Raw genomic sequence first — 236 nt, forward strand, 5'->3', positions numbered from 1 at the left:
TAGGCCAACAAGGCTGTGGCCGGAGTGCCGATCGGGGGCTCGTGTAGATGCAGGTTGCGGGGATATCGCGGGCGCACCCGGGACCGGCACGGGGCCGGACCGCCGACCGGTCGCTGGCAAAGGGCGTCCTGCGCCTGTCGGCTGCCTTCGCACTCGCCGCATGCCCGCAGATGGCGAGCGCGCAAGAGCCGGCCAAGACTCCCGCGAACGCCTGGTCCGGCAGTTATCTGGGCGGC

At 71.6% G+C, this 236-nt stretch carries 1 protein-coding gene; it reads left to right on the forward strand.

Features of this window, described 5'->3' with window-relative positions:
• Nucleotides 1-47: 47 nt before the first annotated feature.
• On the forward strand, nt 48-236 hold a 189-nt coding region (locus RMT89_RS45435; RefSeq protein ID WP_315889601.1), incomplete at its 3' end, for a hypothetical protein.

This window comes from Streptomyces sp. P17 (assembly GCF_032436805.1).
Taxonomy (GTDB): domain Bacteria; phylum Actinomycetota; class Actinomycetes; order Streptomycetales; family Streptomycetaceae; genus Streptomyces.